Below are 19,980 nucleotides of genomic sequence, written 5' to 3' on the forward strand. Positions count from 1 at the left end.
CGTTTCCCCGGCATCTCCAGGACACGCCCTAACGCCCCAGCTCCTTGCGGGACACCCGGCGCAGCCTCTTGCGCTGCGAGGGGTCCAGCAGGAGATACGCGGCGGCCGGCACGCCGACCATCACCAGCACCGCCATCCAGAACGGCAGCAGCCACAGCAGGATCACTCCCACCGCCACGCCACCGACGGCGACCTTGGCCCTGTTGCTCATGTCCGTGCCTCCTTCGCGACAACTGCCGCTCTGTCCGTCAGAACGCGCGGCGGCCACGCCCGGTTCCTCGCCGTATGCCCCGTCGAGTCCAGTGCCAGCGTACGTCTGCCCTGTGGCGTGGTTCACACCCGGGAGACCGTCACCGACGGCGGCCTTCCTGTACTCTCGGGCGCTGCCAAGCCTGCTAGTCAAATTTGAGGAGTACGTCGCTCCGTGAGCCCGCTCCCTGCCGCATCACCCTCCGACATCTCCCGGCTCGTCCGCTGCTCAGCGGTCTTCCTTCCCGGAGACCCCGCCCGCACCGGGCGGGTCGCCTTCTGGCTGCCGGGCGGCGAACCGCCCACGGCACCGGAAGCCGCCGAAGAACTGACGGTCGCCGTCGCCGACGGGCCGGACGTCACCACCGCGACCGTACGTGCCACCGTGCTGCCTGTGCGGGACGCACTGCCCGTACTGACGCGCGCCCGGGCCGCGCAGGCGGACGAGGCCGCCGCCTTCTGGGGAGCCGCTGCGGTGCTCGCGCTGCAACTGGCCGCCCGTGGCCGACTGTTGCCCGGCCTGAGCGCCTCCGACCACGACGCCTGGCGGGCCGGGCCGCTCTCCGCAGACGACCTGCGGCGCATCCGCGAACTGGCCGCCGCCATGCCGCCCGCCGCGCACGCCGTGCCGCTGCCCGGCGGCGGTCCCCTGCTGCTGCCCGCCCCGGAAGCGCTCGTGCACTCCTTCCTGGACGCTGTGGCCGACGGCCTGCCCCGCTCCCCCGCCGCCTCCCTCGCGGCCGCCGGACCCGCCTTCGCCGCCCGGGAACCCCAGCACGTGCCCGAGCACCGCGCCTGGGCGGCCGAGGTCGCGGCCGGGCACGACGCAGGGGTGCGGCTCTCGCTGCGCATCGACGTCCTCGGAACGGCCGAGGCCGACAGCGGCAGCCGCCCACCGCGCTTCCAGGCCGTGCTCCAGGTGCACAGCCTCGCCGACCCTGCACTCGTCGCGGATGCCGCCGAGGTGTGGTCCGGCACGTCTCCCGTCACGGGCTCGCTCGGCCGCGGCGCCCGGACGAACGCGCTGCTCGCCCTGCGGCGCGCCGTCCACGCCTGGCCTGCGCTCTCGCCCCTGCTCTCCTCCGAGGTCCCGGACTCCGTCGAGCTCGCCGACGAGGAACTCGGCGAACTGCTCGGCCCCGCCTCCGCCGCCCTGGACGCCGCAGGCGTCGAGGTGCACTGGCCGAAGGAGCTCGTCCGCAAGCTGACCGCACGCGCGGTCGTCGGCCCGCCTGACGACAGCAGCGGGCAGCCGGACGAACGGCCGTCCGCACCGCCTCTCTTCTCCGCCGATGCACTGCTCGCCTTCGGCTGGCGCTTCGCACTTGGCGACCAGGAACTGACCCGCGACGAACTCGGCCGGCTCGCCGAAGCGCGCCGCCCTGCCGTCCGGTTGCGTGACCAGTGGGTGCTCGTGGACCCGGAAGTCGTACGCCGCGCTCTCGCGCACCAGGACCGCAAAGTCACACCGGTCGAGGCCCTCGGCGCCGCCCTCACCGGGCGCGTCGTCGCAGGGGACGATGCCGAGGGCGAGGAGACCGTCGAAGTCCGGGCCACCGGCTGGCTGGCCGCACTGCGCGACCGCATCGCCGACCCCGAAGCCGGGCACGGCCCCGTCACCCAGCCCGCCGCTCTGGCCGCCACGCTGCGCGACTACCAACTGCGCGGCCTGGACTGGCTGAACCGGATGACGTCACTCGGGCTCGGCTGCTGCCTGGCCGACGACATGGGTCTCGGCAAGACCATCACCCTGATCGCACTTCACCTGCACCGGCAGGCCCTGCCGGAGGGCAAGGGCCCCACTCTGGTCGTCTGTCCCGCCTCGCTCATGGGCAACTGGCAACGGGAGATCGAACGTTTCGCCCCCGGCACCCCGGTCCGCCGCTTCCACGGCACGTCCCGCTCCCTGGAAGGCCTGGCGGACGGGGAGTTCGTCCTCACCACCTACGGCACCATGCGGCTGGACGCGCAACGGCTCGCGGAGACCGGCTGGGGCATGGTCGTCGCGGACGAGGCACAGCACGTGAAGAACCCGCACTCCTCCACCGCCCGCCGGCTGCGCTCCATCGGCGCAGGGGCACGCGTCGCGTTGTCCGGCACTCCGGTGGAGAACAATCTGACCGAACTGTGGGCCATTCTCGACTGGACGACGCCCGGACTCCTCGGCCCGCTCGGCACGTTCCGACGGCGTTACGCACAGGCCGTCGAGTCCGGCACCGACCCGGCCGTGGCCGAGCGCCTTGCCGCACTGGTCCGGCCCTTCCTGCTGCGCCGCCGCAAGTCCGACCCGGGCATCGCGCCCGAACTGCCGCCGAAGACCGAGACGGACCGGGCGGTCGCCCTCACGGCGGAACAGGCGGGGCTCTACGAGGCCGTGGTACGGGAGCTGCTCGCCGAGGTGGCGGAGGCGGACGGCCTCCAGCGGCGCGGACTGATCGTGAAGCTCCTCACGGGCCTGAAGCAGATCTGCAACCACCCGGCGCAGTACCTGAAGGAGGGGAACGGCGCGCGGATTTCCGGGCGTTCGGGCAAAGTCGAGCTGCTGGACGAGCTGCTGGACACCATCCTGGCCGAGGGTGCGAGCGTGCTCGTGTTCACCCAGTACGTTCAGATGGCGCGGCTCCTGGAACGTCACCTGGCTGCTCGCGGTGTTCCCACGCAACTGCTGCACGGCGGTACGCCCGTGGCGCAGCGGGAGGAGATGGTGCGCCGCTTCCAGGACGGCGATGTCCCGGTCTTCCTGCTGTCGTTGAAGGCCGCGGGGACAGGGCTGAACCTGACGCGTGCCGAACATGTCGTGCACGTCGACCGCTGGTGGAACCCGGCCGTCGAGGCCCAGGCCACCGACCGCGCCCACCGCATCGGCCAGACCCGCCCCGTCCAGGTGCACCGCCTGATCGCCGAGGGGACGATCGAGGACCGGATCGCGGAGCTGCTCACCCGCAAACAGGCCCTGGCGGACGCGGTGCTGGGCACCGGCGAGGCGGCCCTGACCGAGCTGACCGACGCCGAACTGACGGAACTGGTGGAACTGAGGGGGACGGGACGATGACGCACGACCTCGATACCGGGCGCACCTTCGAGGCCCTTCCGCCCGTGCGCGGAGGGGCGTTCGCAACGAGCCGGTGGGGCCGCGCCTGGCTGCAGGCGCTGGAGGACACGGCCCTGGACGGCGAACAGGTCAGGGCGGGCCGTCGGCACGCCCGGGCCGGTGCCGTGGGTGCGGTGTCCGTGCGGCCGGGGCGCGTCACCGCGCTCGTGCGCGACCGCGACGGTTCGCCGTACCGGGCGGACGTGATGGTGCAGCAGCTCGCGCAGGACGACTGGGACCGCTTCATGGATCTCGTCGCCGGCCGCGCAGAGCATCTGGCCGCGCTGCTGGACCGGGACCTGCCGCCGCACTTGGCCGAGGACGCAGCCGCGGCAGGCGTGGACCTGCTGCCGGGGATCGGCGATCTGGAACCGGAGTGCACCTGCGGGGCGTGGGACCACTGCGCGCACACTGCTGCGCTGTGCCACCAGGTGGCACGGCTGCTCGACCAGGACCCCTTCGTCCTGCTCCTGTTGCGCGGGCACGGCGAACGCGAGGTGCTGGACGAGCTGCAGGCGCGCAGCGCGGCGCGCACCGCCGGCCCCGCGGCGAAGGTGCCTGCGGGAGTTCCTGCGCGGGAGGTGTTCGCGCGGCACAGGCGCACGGCAACGCTGCCCGCGCCCCCGCCACTGGTGGACGCATCAGGACGTGCGCCTGCGCTCTCGGGCGACCGCCCTGCACCTCCCGGACTGGACGTCGCCGCCCTGGAGTTCCTCGCGGCGGACGCCGCCCGCCGGGCCCGGCTGTTGCTGGCCGAAGCGCTGTCCCCCGGTCACGATCGGACGCCCGTGCCGGCTCCGCTCACGGTCCGGGAGGACGCCGTGCGCCTCGCCGCGAACGGCGCGCCCGGCGTCGTGACCGACCGGCTGGCGGCGGTCTGCGGTGGTGAACACGCCGGGCTGGAACGGTCGGTACGCGCCTGGAGGTTCGGTGGACCGGCGGCGCTGAGCGTGCTCGAGGAGGAGTGGACGCCGGAGCCGGGTGTCCTCGCGCAGGCCCACGACAGGCTGGCGGCCGCCTGGGAGGGGGACGGACAGCCGCCCCGGCTGCACGGCGCCGGCAATCGCTGGACGGCCGCGGGCACAGACGTTCAGCTCCGCTACGGACGGGACGGCCGCTGGTGGCCGTACCGCAGGGAGGGCAGCCTCTGGGAGCCGGCCGGGCCGGGCGGCCGGGATCCGGCGGCGGTGCTCGCGGGCACGCTCGCGGAGGGTTGACGCCGGCAGGCCGTCGCGGGCCGTGGCCCGCGACGGCCTGCCGCCCGACACCCGAATCGAAGGCCGGAATCACCAAAGAGTAGGCTTTCTGAGGTGATGAAGCATTTTCATCCCGCTAGTGACAGAATGTGGAGATAGTTGCCCTGAACACCTTCTGATCACAGAAAGGCCCTTTGGGATGGTTCTCGCGCTGCTGCGCCGTCACCGGAGTTCCCCTTCCCGGGAGACCGCCCCGATTCCGCCCGGCGCGGGGGCACTCGACTGCCTCGTCCTCGATCCGGTGCAACTGCCGATGCACAGAGCCGAGGTCGCCGTCCGGGACCCGAACGGCCAGGAGGTCGTGCACGGACAGACCGACCCGCACGGCAGGTTCGCCGCAACGGTCGCACCCGGCGACTACAGCATCGCGGTGACCGCCGAGGGGTTCCAGCCCGTGCGCCGCTCCGTCCGGGCGACGGAAGGGGCGCGCGCCGCTCTCGACCCGGTGGCCATGGAACCGGCCCCCCTGCCCGCCACTCCCGCACCGGGCCCCTGGCGCATCGATCCGGACCACACGGCCGTACGGTTCGTCACCCGGCACATCGGACTGGCCGAGGTGCACGGCCGGTTCAACCGTTTCGAGGGCACCCTCTGGATCGCCGACCGCATCGAGAACTCCCGGCTCGACGTCGTCGTCGAGACCGCCAGCATCGACACCGGGGTCGCCCAGCGCGACGAGCACCTGCGCTCCCGGGACTTCCTGGACGTCGTCAACCACCCGTACATGCAGTTCACCAGCGAGCGCTTCGTGCACCGCGGAGGCTCCCGCTGGTCCGTACAGGGCGTCCTCAACCTGCACGGCGTCAGCCGCAACGTCACCCTCGACAGCCGGTACCTCGGCATCGGCACCGGCATCATGGGCGAGACCCGGGTCGCATGCTCGGCCTCGACCGAGCTGCACCGCGAGGACTTCACCCTCGACTGGCGCTCCATGCTCTCCCGCGGCATCGCGATGATCGGCGCGACCATCAGAGTCGAACTCGACGTCCAGGCCGTACCGGCGGAGTGAGGGCGTGACGGAGGACCGCAGCCCTCAGGACCCGAACAGCTGAGTCGGCAGATCGGTCGGCAGGCTCGTCGGGAAGCCCGACGGCAGCGAGGTGGGAAGACCGCTCGGCCACTGCGACGGCAGCACGAACGACGGGGAAGCGGAACCCGGTGCGGAGGAGGACGCCGGACCCGTGCCCGAGGGCCGGTCCCCGGTACCGGTCTTGCCGCCGTCCTTGCCGGCCAGCGCGAACACCGCTCCCACCCCGATCGCCGCGAGCGCCACGAGGACCGCGGCCATCAGCGCGATGCGCCGCCCGCCGCCCGGCGGCGGGTCCGGCTGCCAGGACGACCCGGCGGGACCGAAACCGCCGGGAGGCGGCCCCGGGGGCGGGTGGCGGTGGTGCGGCGGACCGTAGGAAGGGTCGGGAGGAGTGGCCATGGGTCCAGCGTCCTCTTGCCCGGCGCCCCGTCACCGTCCGGTGACGGTACTGCCACACGTTCCGCCACGGAGCATGACATTCCGTCGAAACGGGATCCTGCGTGGCGCTCCCCGAAGGATGATCTTTTAACAGTACGATTCATCCTGCCCGGGACGGACGAGGAGGGCGCACCGGATGTCGCGGTACTGCTCAGTGCGCTGCGCGGAGGAACGCCTCCAGGCCTGCCAGGTCGTCCGTGTTGAGATAGTCGGTGCCGGCGGCGAGCAGCTCGTGCCAGAGGGCGTCGCGGGCGGGGCCCGGCCGGTCGGGGGTGGCCCAGAACCTCACCTGCTGCCGGGCCGCGTGGGCCGTGGTGACGATCCGCCGGAGTTCGGCACGCTCCCGCTCGGGCATCGGGCCCGTGCCCTGCCAGGTGAAGAACTGCCCCCAGTTGTCGCTGACGAGCGGGGCGAAGGATGCGGGCACGCCGCTGCCGAGGTCGCTCAGCCTGGCGTCGTAGAAGGCGTGGCGCACGCGTTCCGCCTCCATCGGGGCCCGCGCGCCGCGGTCGCCGGAGACGACGGCGGTCACCGCGCCCCGGCGGACCCGGCCGTCGGTGCAGGAGCTGAGCATCGACCGGTAGCGGAGCAGGTGCCGGGACAGCTCCCGGTAGGTGGGACCACCGGGCGTCTTGATGTCGATGAGCAGTTGCAGGGTGAGGTCGTAACCCCGGTAGACCCGGCCGCCGTTGGCTCTCACCCGGCGCAGCAGCGGGTCCAGGTAGAGCGCTTCCAGCGTGCGGGCGGGATCCAGCTCGGAGGTGTCGTGCGCGACGAGGAGCGCGCCGTCCACCAGCCAGATGTCCGCCTCGACGCTGTTGAAGCCGTGCGAGAGCGCGCCGGTGAGCGGGTGCGGGTGCTCGTAGTCGTTGTGCGCGTGCGCGTGGAGCAGCGGGGGCCTGCCGCGCCCGGCGGGGTCCTCCTGCCGGGCGTCGGCGGAGGCGGGAGCCGCGAACGAGCCCGCGACGGCGGCTCCGAGGACGACGAGGGCTGCTCGGCGCGTGCGAAGGGCCATGGTGCCTCCCTGTCCGGCGGGCGGATATCCGCGGGCTGCGCATACCGACGTCAGTGAGTATCCGGGCCCGCGGGGCCGAGGGACAGGGACCGTTCCGAGAGTTGCCGAGGCCGTCAGCGGCCCGTTCCCTGTCGTTCTTTCGGGGCATGGTGAAGTCGCCTGTGCCATGGCAGAGTTGACGGGACCTCTGGGGAGACAGTGAGCAGACGTGGACGCCGCGTACGCGCGGCACTGACGGTACTGACGGCTTGGGTCTCGCTGATCGGCGGCGGTACGGCCTGGGCCGGCACGGAGGAGAGCGCCGGGCTGCGCCTCGGCGACCGCACCACGCTCGGGCCGGGCGTGAGTTACCGGGAGTTCTCGCTGAAAGGCTCGCACGGGGCGGCGTTCGGGCATCTGCTGACGGCCGACCTGCGCGAGCAGCGGGTGTCGGTGGACCTGCTGTACCCGGGCGTGGTCGGGGCGCGGGGACGGATCTCCGAACTGGCCGACCGCCGGGGCGCGGTGGGCGCGGTCAACGGGGACTTCTTCAACATCGCGGAGGCGCAGCACCCCGGCGTGGAGGCGACGGGCGCCCCGGTGGGTCCCGCCGTCGCGGGCGGGGCCGACCTCAAGGCCGCGGTGCCGGACGGCCAGCGCTTCGGCCCGGCGATGCCGTCCGGCGTGACCACGGAGGACGTCTTCGGCGTGGGCACGGACCGTGTGGGCCGCATGGACCGGCTCCGACTGCGGGGCGCGGTGCGGACCGGCGACGGCTCGCTCGCGCTGAGCGGCTTCAACCAGTACGCCCTGCCGGTGGACGGCATCGGGGTCTACACCCCCGCCTGGGGCCGGGCCTCACGGCTCCGGGCGACGTGCGGCACGGACACCGACCGCGGCGCGCCGTGCAGTTCCGAGACCTGGGAACTGACCGTGAAGGGCGGCCGGGTGGCCTCGGCGGCCCGGAGGCCGGGGCACGGGGCGATCGCGTCCGGCTCGGTGGTGCTGGTGGGGCGCGAGGGCGGGGCGCGAGCGCTGCGGAAGCTGGCGCGCGGCGAGCGCGTGCGCGTCGACGAGTGGCTCCAGCCGCGCCGGTACGGTCCGTTCCGGTGCGCGCTGGGCGGCTTCCCGATCCTGCGCGCCGGCCGGCTCCTGTCCGGCCTGGACAACGAGACCTCCACCGTGCGCACGGCCGCGGGCCTGGCGGACCGGGGACGGCGCCTGTACCTGCTGGCGCTGGACGGCTCCGCCGACTACCGCTCCGGGCTCACCGTCGCCGAACTGGCCCGCGCCATGCGGAAGCTGGGGGCCACGGACGCCTTCAACCTGGACGGGGGCGGCTCGAGCACGCTCGTGACGCGCACGCACGGCGCGCACGCCACCGTGCGCAACCATCCGTCGGGTGGCATCGAACGGCCGGTGGCCAATGGCGTAGGGATTTTTGTACGACCTTGACATCCTCCGTCAATCCCATCCTTTTGAGTGACTGCACCCATACAAGTGCGCTGCTAGCTTCGGAAGGGGCGGCGAGCGCGAATTCCTTCGCGGCTCCGTGATGCGCAATTCCGCGACGAACGCGATGAACGCGACGAATGGGTGGGCATTCGAATATGACGACGTCTGTGGAGTCCGGCACCGACGCCGGAAATCCTCCGGGCAGGCTGAGCCTCGGCACCGAGGCGGCCCGGAATCTGGCGACCACGACCAAGTCCGTGCCGCAGATGCAGGGGATCACCTCGCGGTGGCTGCTGCGGCTGCTGCCCTGGGCGCAGGTCTCCGGCGGCACGTACCGGGTCAACCGACGGCTGACGCACACACTGGGCGACGGGCGTGTGGAGTTCGTCTCCACCGGAGCCGACGTGAGCGTCATCCCGGCGGAGCTGGGCGAACTGCCGCTGCTGCGCGGCTTCTCCGAGGCGGGCGTGCTGGAGGAGCTGGCGGGCCGGTTCGCACAGCGGGAGTTCCGGCCCGGCGAGGTGCTGGTCGAGTCCGGGCAGCCGGCCGACCAGGTGGTGCTGGTGGCGCACGGCAAGCTCAGCAAGGCACGCGAGGGCCGGTACGGGGATCCGGCCGCGCTCGGCGTGCTCGCCGACGGCGACTACTTCGGCGACCAGGCGCTCGCCGCCCCGGAGGCCGGCACCTGGGACTTCACCGTGAAGGCCGTCACGGCCTGCACCGTCCTGGCCCTGCCGATCCAGGAGTTCCGCGAGCTGACGGAGCGCTCGCCCGAACTGCGCGCCCACATCGCGGCGTTCCGCGAAGCCGCCTCGCGCCCGCGGAACGAGCACGGCGAGTCGGCCATCGACGTCGCGTCCGGCCATGTCGGCGAGCCCGCGCTGCCCGGGGTCTTCGCGGACTACGAACGCGCTCCCCGCGAGTACGGGCTGAGCGTGGCGCAGACGGTGCTGCGGGTCCACACCCGCGTCGCCGACCTCTACAACGAGCCCATGAACCAGCTGGAACAGCAACTCCGGCTCACCATCGAGGCCCTGCGCGAACGCCAGGAACACGAGATGGTCAACAACCGCGAGTTCGGCCTCCTCCACAACGCCGACCTCAGGCAGCGCATCCACACCCGCAGCGGACCGCCCACCCCCGACGACCTCGACGAGCTGCTGGCTACGGTCTGGAAGGACCCCGCGTTCCTGCTGGCCCACCCGCGCGCGATCGCAGCCATGGCCCGCGAGTTCAACCGGGCCGGTGTCTATCCGGACAGCGTCGACGTCAACGGGCACGCGGTGCCCGCGTGGCGAGGGGTTCCCATCTTCCCGTGCAACAAGATCCCGGTCACCGAGGAAGGCGTCAGCTCCATTCTGCTGATGCGGACCGGGGAGCAGTCCCAGGGCGTGATCGGCCTGCACCGGACGGGAATTCCCGACGAATACCAGCCGAGCCTCTCCGTGCGATTCATGGGAATCAGCGAACAGGCCATCATGTCCTATCTGGTGAGCGCCTACTATTCCGCCGCCGTCCTGGTCCCCGACGCCCTCGGAATTCTCGAGAACGTGGAAATCGGGCACTGAGCCCGGACGCAGACCGCACACACAGTGCCACCCCGCACTGCCGTACGCCCCGTACGTCATGTCACGTCACCCCACGCATCGCACAGTTAGGTGATCACCACTCATGACCACGTCAGTGGAGCCCGAGCCCACCGAGCAGGCGGCGGACCGGCCGCAGCTGAGCCTGGGCACGACAGCGGCACGCCAGCTCGCGACGACCACCAAGTCCGTTCCCCAGATGCAGGGGATCTCCTCCCGGTGGCTGCTCCGTGTGCTGCCCTGGGTGCAGGTCTCGGCCGGTACCTACCGTGTCAACCGGCGCCTCACCTACACCGTCGGCAACGGCATCGTCGAATTCATCACCACCGGATCCGAAATCCGTGTCATCCCGGCCGAGTTGGGCGAGCTTCCCCTGCTGCGCGGCTTCGAGGACAACGGCGTGCTGGAGGCCCTGGCCGCCGCATGCGTCCAGCGCGAGTACGCACCGGGCGATGCGCTCGCCGAGGAAGGACAGCCGGCCGACCAGGTGTTCCTGATCGCCCACGGCAAGCTCGCCAAGACCGGCACCGGGAAATACGGGGACGAAACCGCTCTCGGCTCCCTGAGCGCAGGCGACTTCTTCGGCGAGCGCGTCCCCCTGGAGCCGGATGCCGCCTGGGGGTTCACCGTCCGGGCCACCACGCGCTGCACGGTCCTGACGCTTCCCCTGCAGGCCTTCCAGGAAGTAGCCGACCGCTCCGAGGCATTGCGCGCGCACATCGCGGGCTTCGCCTCACGCCCCGCACCCGCGGCGAACAAGCGCGGCGAGGCCGACATCGCCGTGACCTCGGGCCACTCGGGCGAGCCGGTCATCCCCGGCACCTTCGTCGACTACGAGCCGGGGCCGCGCGAGTACGAACTGAGCGTGGCGCAGACGGTGCTGCGGGTCCACACCCGTGTCGCCGACCTCTACAACGAGCCCATGAACCAGCTGGAACAACAGCTGCGGCTCACCATCGAGGCCCTGCGCGAACGCCAGGAACACGAAATGGTCAACAACCGCGAGTTCGGCCTCCTCCACAACGCCGACCTCGGACAGCGCATCCCCACCCGCACCGGACCGCCCACCCCCGACGACCTCGACGAGCTGCTCTCCCGGCGCCGCAAGACGCAGTACTTCCTGGCACATCCGCGCACCATCGCCGCCTTCGGCCGCGAGTGCAGCAGCCGGGGTCTCTACCCCAAGAACATCGAGGTCCTCGGTTCGGCCGTGCGCTCCTGGCGCGGTGTCCCGCTGCTGCCCTGCAACAAGATCCCGATCAGCGAGCACGGCACCAGCTCGATCATCGCCATGCGCACGGGCCAGGACGACCAGGGCGTCATCGGCCTGCACCAGACGGGCATTCCCGACGAGTACCAGCCCAGCCTGAACGTGCGGTTCATGGGCATCAACGAGCAGGCGGTCTCGTCCTACCTGGTGAGCGCCTACTATTCCGCCGCCGTCCTGGTGCCGGACGCACTGGGCGTCCTGGAGGACGTCGAGATCGGCCGCTGACCGGACCGGTCAGGGGCGTACGCCGCCCACGATGTGGGCGGTGGAGGAGATCCCGTTGTGAATGCTCGGCGCGACGCTGGTGTTGGCCAGCAGGAAGCCCAGCAGGACGCAGACCATGGCATGAGAGAACCGCAGGCCCCCGTTGCGCATGAAGACCACGGCCAGGATCAGCAGCAACAGGACCACGGAGATCGATACGGCCATGGTGTACCTCCCAGGAGGAGCAGCGGACATCCGCCCGTGCAGCACCTTTGCGTGTGATACGGCGGATGTCCGCCAGTCTGGCCCATCGGGATGCCGTCACCGAAGCGCCGGGCATACTCCATTCGGGTATGGATTCACCGGTTCAGCCGGTCAGGTCCGTCAAAGTTGCCTGTGGGCGGCATGAGGGCGAATGTCCGTGCCGACGTTCGACAGGCGTGCGGCCCGGGGCGTGCCTAGGCTGGCGGAATGAGCCGCACAGCCCGGGACGGCAGGCCGCCCGCCACGGTGCAGGGCCCGGTGCAGGAGATACCGGCCGAGAGCGAGCGGAAATCCGCCTGGCACCGCTTCCTGCACCGGGTGCCCAACGGCTTTGCGATCTTCTTCGGTCTGCTGGGCGTCTTCTGCGCGGTCACCTCGCTGATCCCGCCGCTGCGGCGCGCGGCGCACCCGCTGACCGACGCGCTCGACACGCTGACCGTGCCCACGGCCCCCAACCTGGCCTATGCGGTCTTCCTGCTGCTCCTCGCGACCGCGATGGCGGCGCGGAAGCGGGTCACGCTGTGGTTCGTCGTCGGCTACCTCACGCTGCTGGTGCTCGCGGACGCGCTGCTGCTGGCCGTGGGGTACCTGGACACGATTCCCTCGCTGGTGCTGTCCTGCGCCGCGATCGTCCTGCTGCTCCTGGCCCGGCGGGAGTTCTACGCCGAGGTGCGGCGCGGCGCGTTCCTGCGTGCCCTGCTGGTGCTGGTCGCCGGGCTGACCCTGGCGATCCTGGTGGGCTGGGGGCTGGTGTCGCTGTTCCCCGGCTCGCTGGAGCGCGGCGGCGGCAACCGGCTGCTCTTCGTCGCCAACAAGGTGTGCGGCGGCCTGGTGAGCAACCGGCACTTCACCGGGCACCCGCCGCACTGGCTGTATTTCCTCCTCGGCCTGTTCGGCGCGCTGGCGCTGCTCAACGGGGCCATGGCGCTGTTCCGTTCGCAGCGCCTGGAGGCGGCCCTGCACAACGACGAGGAGCCGCGCATCCGCGCCCTGCTGCGCCGGTACGGCGGCCGCGACTCCCTCGGCTACTTCGCGACGCGCCGTGACAAGGCCGTCGTCTTCTCCCCCAGCGGCAAGGCCGCCGTCACCTACCGGGTCGAGGCCGGTGTGTGCCTGGCCTCGGGCGATCCGCTGGGCGACCCCGAGGCGTGGACCCCGGCCGTCGACGCCTGGCTCGAGGTCGCCGGGCGCTACGGCTGGCAGCCGGCCGTGATGGGCGCCAGCGAGGAGGGTGCCCGGGCTTATGCGCGCTCGGGGCTCGGCGCGCTGCAGCTGGGCGACGAGGCCATCCTGCGGGTCGCGACCTTCGACCTCGAGGGCCGGGAGATGCGGGTGACGCGGCAGGCCGTGAACCGGGTCGCGCGCACCGGCGCGACCACCCGCATCCGGCGCCACTCCGCGCTCGGCGACGAGGAGATGGGCGAGGTCATCCGGCGTGCGGACGCCTGGCGGGACACCGAGACCGAGCGCGGCTTCTCGATGGCGCTGGGGCGGCTGGGCGACCCGGCCGACGGGGACTGCCTGCTGGTCGAGGCCTTCGACGAGGACGGCACGATGATCGCGCTGCTGTCCTTCGTCCCCTGGGGTCCCGACGGGGTCTCGCTGGACGTGATGCGCCGCGACCGCGCCGCCCCCAACGGCGTCATGGAGTTCATGGTGGCGCAACTGTGCGCGCAGGCGGGTCAGTTCGGCATCAAGAACATCTCGCTGAACTTCGCCGTCTTCCGCTCGGCCTTCGAGGAGGGGGCGCGGATCGGGGCGGGCCCGGTGCTGCGGCTGTGGCGCAGGCTGCTGCTGTTCTTCTCCAAGTGGTGGCAGTTGGAGGCGCTCTACCGCTCGAACGTCAAGTACAACCCCGAGTGGCACCCCCGCTTCCTGTGCTACGCGGATGCGGGGGCCCTCGCCCGGATCGGTATGGCCTCGGGCATCGCCGAGGGCTTCGTGGCCGTGCCGAGCCTGGGCAAGATGTGGGGCCGCGGCCGCCCGAAGGGCGCCGCCCTGCCGCCGTCGACGCAGGGCCTGCCCCCGCTCTCCGAACTCGGCCTGGCCGAAGGCGCGGAGGCCGGCCTTGCCGCGGTGGACGAGCTCGCCGGCCTGCCCGAACAGGTCCGGGTGCGGCGGCGGAAGCTGGAGCGACTGCGTGCGGCGGGCGTCGACCCGTACCCCGTCGACGCCCGCCGCACGCACACGCTCGGCGAGATCCGTGCAGCGCACGACGGGCTGCCCGCCGCGTCGCGCACGGGCGAACGGGCCACGGTCGCCGGGCGCGTGATGCTGGCCCGCCATCACGGCGGGATCGCCTTCGCCGTCCTGCGCGACTGGTCCGGCGACCTGCAGCTGACCCTTACCCGCGACGGCTCGGGCACGGAGTGCCTGCGCCGGTTCGCCGCGCACGTCGACCTGGGCGACCACATCGAGGCCGAGGGCGAGATCGGCGCCACGGACCGGGGCGAACTCACCGTCTTCGTCAGCCGTTTCAGGATGCTCGCCAAGTGCCTGCGCCCGTTGCCCGACAAGCGGCGCGGTCTCAGCGACCCGGAGACCCGGGTGCGCATGCGCTACGTGGACCTGGCCGTCTCGCCGGAGGCGCGCGCCACCGTGCGGGCCCGCAGCGCGGCCGTGCGGGCGCTGCGCCAGGGGCTCCTCGACCGGGGCTTCCTGGAGGTCGAGACCCCGATGCTGCAACAGGTGCACGGCGGCGCCAACGCACGTCCCTTCACCACCCACATCAATGCGTACGACCTCGACCTCTATCTGCGGATCGCACCCGAGCTGTATCTGAAGCGGCTGTGCGTGGGCGGGTTGGAGAAGGTCTTCGAACTCGGCCGCACCTTCCGCAACGAGGGTGTCTCGTACAAGCACAATCCCGAGTTCACGATGCTGGAGGCGTACCAGGCCTTCGCCGACTACGACGTGATGCTCGACCTCACGCGCGAGCTGATCCAGGCCGCGGCCGTCGCCGCCAACGGCGCGCCCGTCGCGGTGCGGGCGGAGGAGGGGACGGGGAAGCCGGTCGAGCACGACATCTCGGGGATGTGGCCGGTGCGGACGGTCTACGGTTCGCTGTCCGAGGCGCTCGGGGAGGAGGTCGGTCCGGACACCCCCGTGGAGGTGCTGCGCCGGCACTGCGACCTGACGGGCGTGCCGCACCGCCACGAGCACGGACACGGGGCCATCGTGCTGGAGCTGTACGAGCGGCTGGTGGAGGAGCGCACCACGCTGCCCGTCTTCTACAAGGACTTCCCCACCGACGTCTCACCGCTCACCCGCCCGCACCGGCAGGACCCTCGGGTCGCCGAGCGCTGGGACCTGGTGGCCTTCGGCACGGAGCTCGGCACCGCCTACTCGGAGCTGGTCGATCCCGTCGAGCAGCGCCGGCGGCTGACTGCCCAGTCGCTGCTGGCGGCGGGCGGCGACCCCGAGGCGATGGAGCTGGACGAGGACTTTCTGCGCGCCCTCGAATACGCGATGCCGCCGACGGGCGGACTGGGCATCGGGGTGGACCGGCTGGTGATGTTCCTGACGGGCCTGTCGATCCGGGAGACGCTGCCGTTCCCGCTGGTCCGGCGGCTCTAAAAGCAGTTCTTTGAGATCGCTATAGAATTCATTATTTGCCTTATAGATCCGGCGTTGTTAATTTGGCGAGCACCCGAACTGGCGGAACCGCGTGTTCCTTTTCCTGGTGGTGTTCTCGATGACGGCGGCACAGCGAACGACGACTCCCTGGATACCGATGGCCGCGACGGCCGTGCTGTGGGGATCCGCCTTCCCCGCGATCCGCATGGCCCTGCCGGACTACTCGCCGGCCGCGGTCGCCCTGCTGCGGATCACCATCACGGTGCTCCTGCTGCTGCCGTTCCTGGCCCTCGGGAAGATCGGCCGCCTGCAGCGCGGCGATGCGCTGCGGATGGCGGCGTTCGGCCTCACCGGCATGACGGCCTACCAAGTCCTGCTGTGCTTCGGGGAGAAGAGCGTGGAGGCGGGTACCGCGGCCATGCTGATCGCCGCGTCGCCGGTCTTCACCACCATCCTGGGCATGGCCTTCCTCGGCGACCGCCCCGGTGTCCGCGGGCTCATGGGGCTGGGCATCGCCCTGAGCGGTGCGCTGCTGGTCGCGTTCACGTCGGGCAGCGGGAACGGTTCGCTCATGGGCGCGCTCATGGTGCTCGCCGCTGCCGCGACGCAGGCGACGTCCTTCGCGCTGCAGAAGCCGCTGCTGAAGAAGTACTCCGGTGCCGAATGCGTCTTCTACGGCAGCCTCTTCGGGCTGCTGCCGCTGCTGCCGCTCGCGCCGGGCGCGGTCGGACAGGTCGCGGCCGCGGAGGGGCAGCGCACGGCAGCCGTGGTGTGGCTGGGGCTCGGGTGCACGGCTATGGCGTTCTGGACCTGGTCGCGGACCCTGCGGGCCACGACCGCGTCCACCGCGGCACTGGTGCTGTACGCCGTGCCGGTGGCTGCGCTGGGGCTGGACGCGGTGGCCTTCGGCAATGCGCCGGGCGCCGGGGCCATTGCGGGCGGGGTGCTGGTGCTGGCGGGGGTTGCCGTGGCGACGCTGCGGCGCCGGGCGGCTTCGCCGTCGCGGATTGCGGCACGGGGTGCCGGTGCGACGCGCGAGACGGCCGGTGCGGGGGCGCGGGGGTAGGGACCCTCACACTCCCCCAGCTAACGCCGGGAGGTGCCCCCAGACGGGCCGAGAGTTACCGTGCGGTCGCACCAACGCCCCAGCAGCGTCCGGTCGTGGCTCACCGACAACAACCCCGCCCCCGTCTTCTCCCGGTAGCGTTCCACCACTCCCACCAGCGCCGCCGTCGTCGACGCGTCCAGCATGGCCGTCATCTCGTCGCAGATCAGCCAGCGCGGCCGCAGCGACAAGGCCCGGGCCAGGCAGGCGCGTTGGAGCTGGCCGTCGCTGACCTCGTGCGGGCGGCGCGTCAGCAGGTCCGTCGAGAGGCCGACCGTGCGGGCCAGGTCCTCGACCCTCTCCGTCGCTTCCGCCTTCCGGCCCGTCGCGCGCAGCGGTTCGGCGACGAGGTCGGCCAGGCGCAGCCGCGGGTCGGCGGACAGGCGGGGCTGCTGGAAGACGACGCCGAATGCGGTGCGCTGTTCGCGCGGGGCGCGGTGACGCCAGCCGCGGGCGGGCGTGCCGTCGATGACGACCGTGCCCGCGTCCGGGCGGTGCAGCAGTGCGGCCACGCGGGCGAGCGTGGACTTGCCGCAGCCGCTGGGGCCGAGCAGGCCGACGGCTTCACCGTCGCCCACCGTCAGGGACACGTCGCGCACGACCGGTGCGCGCCGGTCGTATCCGGCGGTGATCCGGGACAGTTCAAGCATCGGCGGCCTCCCGCTGCCGGGGGTGGTGACAGGCCACGCCGTCCGTGAGCGCCGGGACCGTCTCGCAGGCGGCCGTCGCGTCCGCGCAGCGGGCGGCGAAGGCGCAGCCGACGGGCAGGTCGCCCAGTTCCGGGGGCATGCCGGGGATGGGCCTGAACGCACGCTCGGGCAGGGCGTCCAACAGGCCGCGGGCGTACGGATGACGAGGGCCCGGGATGCCGAAGAAGGCGGCGGCGTCCGCGAGTTCGACGATGCGGCCCGCGTACATCACGGCGACGCGGTCCGCGATGCGTTCGGCCGCCGCGAGGTCGTGCGTGATCATCAGCAGGGCGCGGCCGTCCGCGTCCGCGTGGCGGCGCAGTTCGTCGACCGTGCGGTCGACGAGGTCGCGGTCGAGCCCGGTGGTCGGCTCGTCGGCGAGCAGAAGGGGCGCGTCGCCGACGAGGGCGAGGGCGGTGGCGGCGCGCTGGGCGAGGCCGCCCGAGAGCTGGTGCGGGTGGCGGTCGAGGTGGTCGGCGGGGAACGCCGCCCGCTCGGCGGCGGCCTCGGCCGCGGCCCGCAGCCCGGACCGGCGGGTGCCGGTCAGCTCCCGCACGGTTTCCTCCAGCTGCGCGCGCACGGTGCGGACGGGGGTGAGGTGCGCGGACGGGCTCTGCGGTACGAGCCCGATGCGGCGGCCCCGTACCGTGCGGGCGAGCGTGCGCTCGTCGGCGGCGAGCAGGTCGAGGCCGCCGAGGAACGCCTGGCCGGCTGTCTCGGCGTTGCCGGGGAGCAGCCCCAACAGGGCCGAGGCGAGAACGGACTTGCCGCACCCGCTCTCCCCCACCAGCACCAGGCACTCCCCCGGCCGGAGGTCGAAGGACGCGTTGGTGACGGCGGCGACGTGCCGGCCGCCGCGCATGCGGAAGCGGACGGACAGGCCGCGGACAGACAGGACCGGCCCGTCGGCCGGATGCGGGGTCACAGCGTCGGCTCCGATCGCCGTCGCGGGTTCAGCCGTTCCCGCCAGGCACCGGCCAGGGCGGCGATCGCCAGGGTCGGGACGATGATGAAGAGGCCCGGGAAGAGCGTGGGCCACCAGTCGCCCGCGAGCAGGGAGCCGCGTGCGCTCTGGACCATCGAGCCGAGGCTGGCCCGGTGCGCGGGCAGGCCGAGTCCGAGGAAGGACAGCGCGGACTCGTGCCAGATGGCGTGCGGAACCATGAGGACCGCGGCCAGTCCCGCCTGTGGCAGCACGCCCGGCAGCAGGTGCCGGGTCAGGACGCGCCGACGGGACGCACCGCCCGAGACGGCCGCGTCGATGTACGGGCGGGAGCGCAGCGAGAGCACCTCGGCGCGCACGATCCGCGCGGTGGACAGCCAGTGGGTGAGGGCGACGGACGCGATCACCGGCCAGACGCCGGGGCGGAACATGGCCACGACGAAGACGCCGAGCAGCAGGTGCGGCACCGAGGAGAAGAGGTCCACGACCCGCATCACCACGCGGTCCGTCCAGCCGCCCAGGGCACCGGCCAGCGCGCCGACCGCGGTGCCGATGACCGTGGCGGTGAGGGCGGCGACGACTCCGACGAGCAGGGAGACCCGCAGCCCGTAGACGCAGCGCAGCAACAGGTCCCGGCCGACCTCGTCGGTGCCGAAGGGGTGGGACCAGGACGGGGGCAGCAACTTGGCACCGAGGTCCACGGCCTGTTCGTCCAGAGGGACGGCCAGAGGGACGAGCAGTGCCGCCGCCACGACGGCCGCGAGGAGGACGGCGGAGACGCGGACGCCCGTCGCGCGGCCGGAGTGCCGGGCGGTGTGCCGGGTCGTATGCCGGGCGGTATGCCAGGTGGTCTCAGCCATCGAACCCCACCCTCGGGTCGGCCAGTCCGTACAGCAGGTCGGACAGCAGGTTGCCGGCGAGGACGGCGGCGGTGGCGAGCACGGTGAGGGCGGCCAGCAGCGGGAAGTCGACGCTCGTGGCGGCCTCCACGGTGGCGGAGGCGATGCCGGGCCAGCTGAAGACGGTCTCCACCAGCAGCGCCCCGGTGATCAATTCGGGCACCCGGGAGCCGATGAGGGTGAGGACGGGCAACAGCCCGGAGCGCAGGGCGTGGCCGAGGAGGACGGTGCGCTCGTGCAGGCCGCGGGCGCGGGCGCCGCGGACGGGATCCTCCTCCAGCGCGTCGCCGACGCCCTGGCGCACGTAGAGCACGAACCACGGGAGCTGGGTGACGGCGAGGACGGCGGCCGGGAGCACCAGGTGCGAGGCGACCTGCCCGGCCGTGGTGGTGTCGCTTCCGGTACCGGTGAGGCCACCGGCCGGGAGCGCGCCCAGCCGGAGGGCGAAGAACCAGATCGCCAGCAGTCCCAGCCAGAAGGGCGGTGCGGCTTCGAGGACGTACGAGAGCGAGCTGACGGCCCGGTCGAACCGGCTGCCGCGCCGCCGACCGGCGAGCACGCCGAGCGCAGTGCCCAGCACCACGGCCAGGGCGAACGCGACACCGCACAACAGGACGGACCAGCCGATGCGTTCGCCGATGGCCTGGGCCACCGGCTGCCGCAGAGAGGTGGACTGGCCGAGGTCGCCGCCGAGGGCGGCGGTGAGCCAGTCCCACCAGCGGGCGGCGAACGGCCGGTCGGCGCCGAGGTTCTCGCGCAGCTGCGCCAGGACCTCCCCTCCGGCACTGAGCCCGGATGCCCCGGCGTAGGCCCTGGCCGGGTCGAAGGGGGAGACGGCGGCGACGGCGAAGACGCCGAAGGTCACGACGGCGAGCACGGGGACGGCGGCCAGCAGCCGCCGTCCTGCCATGCGGGCCATCGGCCCCCAGGG

16 protein-coding genes are annotated in these 19,980 nt (G+C 72.5%); 8 read left to right on the forward strand and 8 right to left on the reverse strand.

The window, feature by feature from the left end:
- Positions 1–28 precede the first annotated feature (28 nt).
- Positions 29–211 (reverse strand): hypothetical protein, encoded by a 183-nt coding sequence (locus ACMATS_RS05660; RefSeq protein ID WP_336413732.1) that lies wholly within the window; start codon positions 209–211, stop codon positions 29–31.
- A 213-nt stretch (positions 212–424) separates the two neighbouring features.
- Between ACMATS_RS05660 and ACMATS_RS05665 the strand changes: the two genes are divergently transcribed.
- From ACMATS_RS05665 to ACMATS_RS05675, 3 genes are all read left to right on the forward strand, one after another.
- A complete protein-coding gene (locus tag ACMATS_RS05665; protein ID WP_414167102.1) occupies positions 425–3,301 on the forward strand; it encodes an SNF2-related protein in 2,877 nt (958 codons plus the stop codon).
- Positions 3,298–4,557: an SWF or SNF family helicase gene (locus tag ACMATS_RS05670; RefSeq protein ID WP_414167103.1), complete on the forward strand. Its 1,260-nt coding sequence runs from the start codon at positions 3,298–3,300 to the stop codon at positions 4,555–4,557. Before ACMATS_RS05665 ends, ACMATS_RS05670 begins: the two co-directional genes overlap by 4 nt.
- Before the next feature lie 178 nt (positions 4,558–4,735).
- Positions 4,736–5,605 (forward strand): YceI family protein, encoded by an 870-nt coding sequence (locus ACMATS_RS05675; RefSeq protein WP_414167104.1) that lies wholly within the window; start codon positions 4,736–4,738, stop codon positions 5,603–5,605.
- Positions 5,606–5,629: 24 nt separating this feature from the next.
- Here the strand turns inward: ACMATS_RS05675 and ACMATS_RS05680 are convergent, their stop codons facing one another.
- Positions 5,630–6,025, reverse strand: coding sequence for a hypothetical protein (locus ACMATS_RS05680; RefSeq protein ID WP_414167105.1), 396 nt, complete (start codon positions 6,023–6,025; stop codon positions 5,630–5,632).
- 190 nt (positions 6,026–6,215) lie between these two features.
- Positions 6,216–7,079 (reverse strand): phosphatidylinositol-specific phospholipase C/glycerophosphodiester phosphodiesterase family protein, encoded by an 864-nt coding sequence (locus tag ACMATS_RS05685; RefSeq protein WP_414167106.1) that lies wholly within the window; start codon positions 7,077–7,079, stop codon positions 6,216–6,218.
- A gap of 198 nt (positions 7,080–7,277) precedes the next feature.
- Here ACMATS_RS05685 and ACMATS_RS05690 point away from each other — a divergent pair, with 198 nt between their 5' ends.
- The 3 genes from ACMATS_RS05690 to ACMATS_RS05700 all read left to right on the forward strand — a co-directional run bounded on the left by ACMATS_RS05690 (position 7,278) and on the right by ACMATS_RS05700 (position 11,594).
- Positions 7,278–8,513 carry a phosphodiester glycosidase family protein gene (locus ACMATS_RS05690; protein WP_414167107.1) on the forward strand — a complete coding sequence of 412 codons (1,236 nt, stop codon included), beginning with the start codon at positions 7,278–7,280 and terminating at the stop codon, positions 8,511–8,513.
- Between the two features lie 155 nt (positions 8,514–8,668).
- A complete protein-coding gene (locus ACMATS_RS05695) occupies positions 8,669–10,081 on the forward strand; it encodes a family 2B encapsulin nanocompartment shell protein (protein ID WP_390778513.1) in 1,413 nt (470 codons plus the stop codon).
- A gap of 103 nt (positions 10,082–10,184) precedes the next feature.
- Positions 10,185–11,594, forward strand: coding sequence for a family 2B encapsulin nanocompartment shell protein (locus tag ACMATS_RS05700; RefSeq protein ID WP_390778512.1), 1,410 nt, complete (start codon positions 10,185–10,187; stop codon positions 11,592–11,594).
- Between the two features lie 9 nt (positions 11,595–11,603).
- Here ACMATS_RS05700 and ACMATS_RS05705 read toward each other — a convergent pair whose 3' ends face one another.
- Positions 11,604–11,798 (reverse strand): hypothetical protein, encoded by a 195-nt coding sequence (locus ACMATS_RS05705; protein ID WP_336413741.1) that lies wholly within the window; start codon positions 11,796–11,798, stop codon positions 11,604–11,606.
- 246 nt (positions 11,799–12,044) lie between these two features.
- On the opposite strand from ACMATS_RS05705, the gene lysX reads away from it, so the two are divergent.
- The gene (gene lysX / locus ACMATS_RS05710) at positions 12,045–15,413 is read left to right on the forward strand and encodes a bifunctional lysylphosphatidylglycerol synthetase/lysine--tRNA ligase LysX (protein WP_414167108.1); all 3,369 of its coding nucleotides are present in this window, start codon (positions 12,045–12,047) and stop codon (positions 15,411–15,413) included.
- Between the two features lie 91 nt (positions 15,414–15,504).
- Positions 15,505–16,479: a DMT family transporter gene (locus ACMATS_RS05715; protein WP_414167109.1), complete on the forward strand. Its 975-nt coding sequence runs from the start codon at positions 15,505–15,507 to the stop codon at positions 16,477–16,479.
- 20 nt (positions 16,480–16,499) lie between these two features.
- On the opposite strand, the gene ACMATS_RS05720 is transcribed toward ACMATS_RS05715, so the two are convergent.
- Genes ACMATS_RS05720 through ACMATS_RS05735 form a run of 4 tightly spaced genes read right to left on the reverse strand, consistent with a single transcriptional unit; the run spans position 16,500 to position 19,968 of the window.
- Positions 16,500–17,168 (reverse strand): ABC transporter ATP-binding protein, encoded by a 669-nt coding sequence (locus ACMATS_RS05720; RefSeq protein ID WP_414167110.1) that lies wholly within the window; start codon positions 17,166–17,168, stop codon positions 16,500–16,502.
- The gene (locus tag ACMATS_RS05725; protein ID WP_414170661.1) at positions 17,161–18,069 is read right to left on the reverse strand and encodes an ABC transporter ATP-binding protein; all 909 of its coding nucleotides are present in this window, start codon (positions 18,067–18,069) and stop codon (positions 17,161–17,163) included. Before ACMATS_RS05725 ends, ACMATS_RS05720 begins: the two co-directional genes overlap by 8 nt.
- Positions 18,070–18,128: 59 nt before the next feature.
- Positions 18,129–19,010 carry an ABC transporter permease gene (locus ACMATS_RS05730; protein WP_391149035.1) on the reverse strand — a complete coding sequence of 294 codons (882 nt, stop codon included), beginning with the start codon at positions 19,008–19,010 and terminating at the stop codon, positions 18,129–18,131.
- Positions 19,003–19,968, reverse strand: a complete 966-nt coding sequence (locus tag ACMATS_RS05735; RefSeq protein ID WP_414170662.1) for an ABC transporter permease — start codon at positions 19,966–19,968, stop codon at positions 19,003–19,005. The genes ACMATS_RS05730 and ACMATS_RS05735 overlap by 8 nt, the downstream gene beginning before the upstream one ends.
- Between the last annotated feature and the right edge of the window lie 12 nt (positions 19,969–19,980).

The sequence above is a fragment of the Streptoverticillium reticulum genome, assembly GCF_047456005.1.
Lineage (GTDB): Bacteria > Actinomycetota > Actinomycetes > Streptomycetales > Streptomycetaceae > Streptomyces > Streptomyces reticulum.

What these genes read in the sequence shown, in the direction of transcription:
- ACMATS_RS05700 (WP_390778512.1), top strand. Translation starts at nt 10,185, where the DNA reads ATGACCACGTCAGTGGAGCCCGAGCCCACCGAGCAGGCGGCGGACCGG.
- ACMATS_RS05725 (WP_414170661.1), bottom strand. Translation starts at nt 18,069, where the DNA reads ATGCGCGGCGGCCGGCACGTCGCCGCCGTCACCAACGCGTCCTTCGAC.
- ACMATS_RS05670 (WP_414167103.1), top strand. Translation starts at nt 3,298, where the DNA reads ATGACGCACGACCTCGATACCGGGCGCACCTTCGAGGCCCTTCCGCCC.
- ACMATS_RS05730 (WP_391149035.1), bottom strand. Translation starts at nt 19,010, where the DNA reads ATGGCTGAGACCACCTGGCATACCGCCCGGCATACGACCCGGCACACC.
- ACMATS_RS05680 (WP_414167105.1), bottom strand. Translation starts at nt 6,025, where the DNA reads ATGGCCACTCCTCCCGACCCTTCCTACGGTCCGCCGCACCACCGCCAC.
- ACMATS_RS05675 (WP_414167104.1), top strand. Translation starts at nt 4,736, where the DNA reads ATGGTTCTCGCGCTGCTGCGCCGTCACCGGAGTTCCCCTTCCCGGGAG.
- ACMATS_RS05695 (WP_390778513.1), top strand. Translation starts at nt 8,669, where the DNA reads ATGACGACGTCTGTGGAGTCCGGCACCGACGCCGGAAATCCTCCGGGC.
- ACMATS_RS05660 (WP_336413732.1), bottom strand. Translation starts at nt 211, where the DNA reads ATGAGCAACAGGGCCAAGGTCGCCGTCGGTGGCGTGGCGGTGGGAGTG.
- lysX (WP_414167108.1), top strand. Translation starts at nt 12,045, where the DNA reads ATGAGCCGCACAGCCCGGGACGGCAGGCCGCCCGCCACGGTGCAGGGC.
- ACMATS_RS05735 (WP_414170662.1), bottom strand. Translation starts at nt 19,968, where the DNA reads ATGGCCCGCATGGCAGGACGGCGGCTGCTGGCCGCCGTCCCCGTGCTC.
- ACMATS_RS05685 (WP_414167106.1), bottom strand. Translation starts at nt 7,079, where the DNA reads ATGGCCCTTCGCACGCGCCGAGCAGCCCTCGTCGTCCTCGGAGCCGCC.
- ACMATS_RS05705 (WP_336413741.1), bottom strand. Translation starts at nt 11,798, where the DNA reads ATGGCCGTATCGATCTCCGTGGTCCTGTTGCTGCTGATCCTGGCCGTG.
- ACMATS_RS05720 (WP_414167110.1), bottom strand. Translation starts at nt 17,168, where the DNA reads ATGCTTGAACTGTCCCGGATCACCGCCGGATACGACCGGCGCGCACCG.